Below are 6,169 nucleotides of genomic sequence, written 5' to 3'. Positions count from 1 at the left end.
GGGTTGGGGGTGGGGAAGCGGAAGTGGCGGTGGTGGTGCCGGCGGTGGTCGTGAGCGAGTGCGCGTCCAGTGCGCGGTAGCGGACGCCCAGGGCGTCCAGCCGGGCGGTGTGGTGACGCAGCCGCTCGACGAACCCCGGCCAGTCGCCGCGCCCGCCGGACCAGGAACGGTCGGCCAGCGCGCAGAGCCGGGGGAAGCTGAGGTACTCGATCTCCTCGGGGGTACGGGCGTACTCGGTCCACAGCTGCGCCTGCGTCCCGAGCACCCGGGCCCGCTCCGCCTCCGGCCAGTCGCGCGGGGCCGGTTCGTAGCCGTGGACCGTGTGCAGGGGGACCGGCGCTCCGGGCTGGGCGACCGGCTCGGACGGGTCGCCTGACTGGACGTAGTCGAGGTAGGTCGCCCGGTGGTGTGCGGCGATCACCTGGTGGCCGCGGCGAGCGGCGGCCCGGGCGTGGGAGGAGTCGCGCCAGGTCATCACCGTGAACTCCGGGGGGAGTTCGGCGCCGTTCTCGACCCAGCCGAGCGGGATCCGGCCGCGCTCCACCAGGAACGCCCCGATGCGGGCCATGAACCAGCCGTGCAGCTCGGCCGGGCCCGCGAGCCCGAGGGCCGCCGCGCGTTCCCGGGCGGCCGGGCTGTCCTCCCACTCCGTGGTCGGGCACTCCTCGCCCCCGATGTGGATGTACGGCGACGGGAAGATGTCCATCACCTCGTCCAGCACGGTCCGGCAGAAGGCGAAGACCCCCTCGTGCACGCCGAGGATCGTGTCGCACACCCCCCAGCGGGTCCACACGTCCAGCTGCCGCTCCGGGTGGTTGCCCAGCTCCGGGTAGGCGGCGAGCGCGGCCCGCACATGGCCGGGCATCTCGATCTCCGGTACGACGGTGATCCCGCGCTCCGCCGCGTACCGCACCAGGCCGCTCAACTCCGCCTTGGTGTAGTGCCCTTCGTGCGGCACCGCGTCGAAGTGCGCCCCGTCCGGACCGGTCGGGCCCCTCTGCGACCTCGCCCGCCGGGAGCCGACCGAGATCAGCCGGGGGTAGGCGTCCACCGGCATCCGCCAGCCCTGGTCGTCGGTGAGGTGGAGGTGCAGGACGTTCAGCTTGTGCAGCGCCATCAGGTCCACGTACCGGCGGACGAAGCCGATCGGCTGGAACCGCCGCGCCACGTCCAGCATCGCCCCGCGCCACGGCCGGTCCGGTACGTCGGTGATCTCGACGCAGGGCAGCTCCCAGGACCCGGTCCCCGCCGCCCCGCCCGACAGGGCCTCCGGGGGCAGGAGTTGGCGGATCGTCTGGACGCCCCGGAGCAGTCCCGTGAGGTGGGCCGCACGCAGCTGGAGAGCCTGCGGGGCGACCGTCAGCCCGTACCCCTCCTCGCCGAGGCCGCCGAGCCGGTCGTGCAGCGCGAGCACGATCCGGCCGTCCGGCGACGGGGCGAGGGGGAGTCCGGCGGGGCGGCCGACCAGGGAGCGCAGCAGGTCCGCCGCCGGTTCCGACCCCGGCAGCGCCCGGACGGCCGTGTCCCGGTCGAGGGTGAGCCGGCCGCCCAGCGAGGAGACTTTGCTGGGGCGGGGGAGGAGACAGAGGGCGGGGCGCGATGCGGGCACAGGGGCCTCCGGGGTCGGTTCGCAGGCAGCGGGTGGCGGCGGGGCGTTCTTCGTTGCTCAGCCCTTGACGGCGCCGGCGGCGAAGCCGGACGTGACATGGCGCTGGAGCAGCAGGAAGATCACCAGGGCGGGCAGCGCGAAGAGGGTGGAGGCGGCCATCGTGGCGCCCCAGTCGGTGCCGAAGGTGTTCTGGAAGGACGACAGCCAGACCGGCAGCGTCCGGTTGTCCTGCTGCTTGATGATCAGGAAGTTGGCGTAGGCGAACTCGTTCCAGGCGGTGATGAAGCCGAACAGCGAGGTCGCCATCAGCCCCGGCGCCAGCAACGGCATCGCCACCCGCCAGAAGGCCCCGGCCCGGGTGCAGCCGTCTACCTGCGCGGCCTCCTCCAGCTCCGGCGGGATCGTCCCGATGAAGCCGCGCAGCACCACCACCGTGAACGGCAGCGTGATCATGAAGTAGATGAGCGTCAGCGTCGGCAGCCGGTCCAGCATGTTCGTGTCCCGCGAGATGATGTAGACCGGGATGATCAGCGACTCCCAGGGCGCCATCTGCGCGATGAAGATCATCAGCATGAACTGCCGCCGCCCCTTCCATCTCATCCGTGCCACCGCGAAGGCCGCGCCCAGCGCCACCAGCAGCGCCAGCAGGACGGCCCCGAGCGTGACCAGGATGCTATTGCGCCAGAACAGGGCGAACCCGTCCGCCTCCACGGCCCGTTGGAAGTGGTCCAGGGTCCAGGTGTGCGGGAAGAGCTGCGGATCGGTGGACTGGATGTCCTTGGACGGCTTGAAGGCCGTGGAGATCATCCAGTACACGGGGAAGAGGCAGACCACGACGGTCACGGCGGCGGCGATGTTCAGCGGAAGCCGGCGAAGGCGCGGGCGCGCGGTGCGGGTGTTCATCGGGTCTCGTCCTCCTGGCGGAGCATCTGGCGGAAGTAGAGGAGGAGCACCCCGGACATCAGGACCACGGTCACCATCGAGGCGGCGGAACCGAGGTCGTACCGCTGACCGGAGAGCGCCGTCTGGACCGCGTAGACCGGCAGGATCGTCGTGGCGTCGCCCGGGCCGCCCCGGGTCATCACCCAGATCTGGACGAACGCCTTGAACGTCCAGATCACCTCCAGCGACAGCACCAGAAGGAAGATCGGCCGCAGCATCGGGAAGGTGACCGAGCGGAAGATCCGCCCCGCGCCGGCCCCGTCCAGCCGCGCCGACTCGTACAGCTCCAGCGGCACGGTGGTCAGCGCCGAGTACAGGGTGATCGCGGCGAACGGCACCGACTGCCAGACGATCAGCGTCACCAGGATCGCGAACGCGGCCGTCCCGTTGGCGAACCACGGATAGCGCTCGAAGGAGTCGAAACCGAGTGAGGTCAGCGACCAGTTGACGATGCCGAACTCCGAGTGGAACAGCCACTGGAACACCGTGGTCGCCGCCACCACCGGCATCGCCCACGCCAGCACCAGCGAGCACAGCACCACCGTCCGCCCGATCCGGCCCAGCCGCTCCACCATCAGGGCGACCAGGGTGGCGATCACCATGATCAGGGCGACGTTGATCGCCATGAACAGGAAGGTGCGGCGGACCACCTCCCAGAACCGGGGGTCCGTCAGCAGCGTCCGGTAGTTCCGCAGGCCGACGAACTCCGCGTCACCGGCGATCAGTTGGCGCAGCCGGAAGTCCTGGAACGAGATCAGGACGGCCCGCACCAGCGGGTAGACCAGGAGATAGAGCATGCCGCCGACGGCCGGGGCGATCAGGGCGTACGGCCAGAGGCCATGGGCTCTGCCCCGGGGGGACGGACCCTTGCGTACGGCGAGGCGCGGGGCGGGGCGTCGCCGGGGTGTGCTCGGTGCGGTCCGTTGGTCGACGACCGGCACGGCACGCCTCCTTCCTGCTGTTCTCGGAACGTGACGGGACGGGACGGGTCAGGAACCGGCTTTCATGGCTCGGGTGATGTCCTGCGAGGCCTTCGCCGCCTCCTTGGCCGGATCGCCGCCGGTGAGCACGGCCGTCATGTAGTCCTTGATCGGGTTCTCCGCCTCGACCGCCGCCCAGCCCGGGGTGTTGGGCGTGGCGTGCCCGTTGGCCGCGCCGACTGCCATCGCGGCGGCCCCCGGGTCGTCGGCCACGGCGGAGGCCAGCGTGGTCCGGTTCGGCACGTAGCTCATGGCGACCGCGAGCTTCTTCTGCCAGGTGTCCCCGGTCAGCTCCTTGATGAAGGTGACCGCCTCGTCGGGGTGGGCCGCGGCGGCCGGCACGACCAGGTCGGAGCCGCCGGTGAAGACCGCGCCCGGGGTGTCCGCCGTCTTGCCCGGGATCGGGAAGAAGGCGAGCTTTCCCTTCAGCTCGGGGTTGTTCTCCTCGATGACCTTGGCCCCACCCGGGGTGGAGATGACCTGCGCCACCTGCCCCTGGGCCATCACCTCGGCCTGCGGCGGGTCGTCCTCGTCGGAGTCCTTGGGGCCCTTGCCGAGCGCCTGGAGCTCCTCGTAGAACTCCATGCCGCGCAGTGCCTCGGGGGTGTCGAGCGCGCCGGACCACTTGCCGCCGGACTCGGCCGCGAGGTCGCCGCCCTCGTCCCAGATGAAGCCGGCCAGCGCGTACCACATCTGTCCGGGCAGGTAGATGCCCTGCGTGCCGCCCTTGTTGAGCTTGGCCGTGGCGTCGATCCACTGCTCGCGGGTCTTGATCTCCGCCGCGTCGACGCCCGCCTTCCCGAAGAGGTCGGTGCGGTGGATGACCACCCGGTTCGCCGCGTAGTAGGGGATCCCGTACTGCTTGCCCTCGTACGAGCCCGGCTCGGCCAGGCCGCTCAGCCAGTCCTCGCCGTTCAGCTCGTCCGTGCGGTCGCTGAGGTCGAGCAGCCCGCCGCTCTCCGCGAACTGGGCCACCTGGGTGTTGCCCGCCTCGATGACGTCGGGGGCGTCGTTGCTGGCCAGCGCGGCGGTGATCTTTTGGCCGATCCCGTCCCACTCCTGGATCTGGATCTTCACGTCGATCGTCGGATGGCGCTTCTCGAAGTCCGCGGTGAACTCCTTCTGGAACTGCGCCGAGACGCTGTCGCGCATCAGCCAGACATCCACCGTCGTCCGGCCGTCCCCGTTACCGGAGTCGGACCCGGACGACGAACTACAGGCACTGAGCGCGGCGGTCAGGACGAACACGGACCCACCGGCGAGCAAGCGGTACTTCACGGTTCACCTCGGAAGCGATACGGATGGGACGGACCTGACGAGGCCTGACCACCTGACCAGTTGGGCTCACTGGACAGCTTGCCTGTCGGTGGTGGATGAAGGTGGCATAGACCAATGGGACCGTCAACCCCCTGCGTACAAAGGGAAATTGGTGATCTAGGCGTAACGTGAGCGACCGATCCGTCCGTGGGGAGCGCTACACTTCGCCTGACCAGCAGGCCAGTTGAGGCATCGGGGTGGTCAACTGGTAAGAAAAACGCAGCCGTCGGGAGGGGCGAGCATGGACGGGAACGTGCCGGGGACGGTGCTCAAACGGGAGCGCACCCGCGATGCCGTACTGGAGCTGATCGAGTCGCGCAGCCCCGGGGACGCCATCCCCTCGGAGCGCGCGCTGTGCGCCCGACTCGGCGTGTCGCGGCCCACCGTGCGCGCGGCGGTCGACGAGCTGGTCGCAGCCGGGCTCCTGGTGCGTGAGCACGGCCGGGGCATGTTCGTCGCCCCCGCCAAGATCACCCAGGAACTGGTCGCCGGGGACCGCGCGCTGAGCGTGCCGCAGGCGGCGGGCGCCTGGTCGAGCCGGCTGCTGGAGTTCACCACCCTCCAGGCGGGGGCCCGGGTCGGCCGCAAGCTGCGCATGTCGCCCGCCGCCGAGATCGTCTACGTGGCACGGCTGCGGCTGGTCGACGGGGCGCCGATGGCCATCGAGCACCTGCACATCCGGGCCGAGCTGGTGCCGGGGCTCAGCGCGCAGGAGCTGGAGAGCGGCGATCTGTACGAGCATCTGCGCGCCACCCACGGCGTGCACGTCCACGAGGCGGTCCAGGCGATCGAGCCCACCGTCGTCACCCGCGCCGAGGCGGGGCTGCTCGACGTTCCGGAGCTGTCCCCGGCGCTGCTCTTCGAGCGGCTGACCTCCGACACCACGGGCCGGCCGGTGGAGTACGTCCACTCGCTCTACCGGGGCGACCGGTACCGGATCGTCTCCCGGCTCGCCCTCGGCCCGGCGGCGGAGGTCGCCCCCGACCGGGAGGGGCACCACCCGGGCATCCCGCCCGGCGATTTCGCGCACGGCGACGCCATCGCCTCCTCGACCAGGGGGGACATCCAGGCGGGCGACTGATCCGCCACCACCTCCGGGCGTTGCGGAGCATGCAACTCATGTTGCGCCTCTTGCCGTGCGGGCGTCGGCGGGCCAGGGTGGCGGACGCATCCGAAGCAGCCGACCCCCACCCGAGGTGCCTCGCATGAACCCGTCCCCCCACCCGTACTCCGGCCCCGAACGCCCCGCGCCCGACCGTCCCGCTCCCGCGCCCGGCCTACCCGGCCGCCGCGGTTTCCTGGGCGGCCTGCTGGCCACCGC

General features: G+C 71.2%; 5 protein-coding genes. 1 reads left to right on the top strand and 4 read right to left on the bottom strand.

The window, feature by feature from the left end; translation table 11 throughout:
• The 4 genes from JS521_RS33015 to JS521_RS33000 all read right to left on the bottom strand — a co-directional run.
• The coding region (locus tag JS521_RS33015) for a beta-N-acetylhexosaminidase (RefSeq protein ID WP_205086578.1) at nt 1-1,609 on the bottom strand (1,609 nt) is incomplete at its 3' end.
• 57 nt (nt 1,610-1,666) lie between these two features.
• Nucleotides 1,667-2,512, bottom strand: a complete 846-nt coding sequence (locus JS521_RS33010) for a carbohydrate ABC transporter permease (RefSeq protein ID WP_205086577.1) — start codon at nt 2,510-2,512, stop codon at nt 1,667-1,669.
• The gene (locus JS521_RS33005; protein WP_205086576.1) at nt 2,509-3,492 is read right to left on the bottom strand and encodes a carbohydrate ABC transporter permease; all 984 of its coding nucleotides are present in this window, start codon (nt 3,490-3,492) and stop codon (nt 2,509-2,511) included. Before JS521_RS33005 ends, JS521_RS33010 begins: the two co-directional genes overlap by 4 nt.
• Nucleotides 3,493-3,540: 48 nt before the next feature.
• Nucleotides 3,541-4,809 carry an extracellular solute-binding protein gene (locus JS521_RS33000; RefSeq protein ID WP_205086575.1) on the bottom strand — a complete coding sequence of 423 codons (1,269 nt, stop codon included), beginning with the start codon at nt 4,807-4,809 and terminating at the stop codon, nt 3,541-3,543.
• Nucleotides 4,810-5,089: 280 nt separating this feature from the next.
• Here JS521_RS33000 and JS521_RS32995 point away from each other — a divergent pair, with 280 nt between their 5' ends.
• On the top strand, nt 5,090-5,929 hold the full coding sequence (locus JS521_RS32995) for a GntR family transcriptional regulator (protein ID WP_205086574.1): 840 nt from the start codon (nt 5,090-5,092) through the stop codon (nt 5,927-5,929).
• The last annotated feature ends 240 nt before the right edge of the window (nt 5,930-6,169 follow it).

Source organism: Streptomyces durocortorensis (genome assembly GCF_016901035.1).
Lineage (GTDB): Bacteria > Actinomycetota > Actinomycetes > Streptomycetales > Streptomycetaceae > Streptomyces > Streptomyces durocortorensis.
The sequence above is the reverse complement of the archived record's forward strand: the minus strand, read 5'-3'. Positions and strand labels throughout refer to the sequence as shown.

Bases quoted from the DNA above. Each gene is read 5' to 3' on its own strand.
- JS521_RS33010 (WP_205086577.1), bottom strand. From the start codon at position 2,512: ATGAACACCCGCACCGCGCGCCCGCGCCTTCGCCGGCTTCCGCTGAAC.
- JS521_RS32995 (WP_205086574.1), top strand. From the start codon at position 5,090: ATGGACGGGAACGTGCCGGGGACGGTGCTCAAACGGGAGCGCACCCGC.